Origin of the sequence: Salinarimonas soli (assembly GCF_008386575.1) — a bacterium.
In the GTDB taxonomy this organism is placed as follows: Bacteria; Pseudomonadota; Alphaproteobacteria; order Rhizobiales; family Beijerinckiaceae; genus Salinarimonas_A; species Salinarimonas_A soli.
The window spans coordinates 1-224 of sequence record NZ_VUOA01000233.1; the positions used below are offsets into that span (position 1 = coordinate 1).

Genomic DNA, 224 nt, shown 5'->3' on the forward strand with positions numbered 1-224 from the left:
CGCCGACGAGGACGGCACCATCTGGGTCGCCACCACCGCCGGCAAGCTCCTCGGACTCCGTTGGCAGGACAACGCCAACGGCTTCGTCAAGACCGGCGAACGGCAGCTGAAGAATCCGATCAACGCCGGGGCGGTGCTCAGCCCGCACCCCAAGGGCATCACCCTGTTCGACCCGCGCTCCGGTGTGATCGCCCAGGCCGGTACCGATCAGGACATCGATCTGC

General features: G+C 67.4%; 1 protein-coding gene. It reads left to right on the forward strand.

Annotated elements, in window-relative coordinates:
* The coding region (locus tag F0L46_RS26485; RefSeq protein ID WP_188312171.1) for a hypothetical protein at positions 1–224 on the forward strand (224 nt) is incomplete at both ends.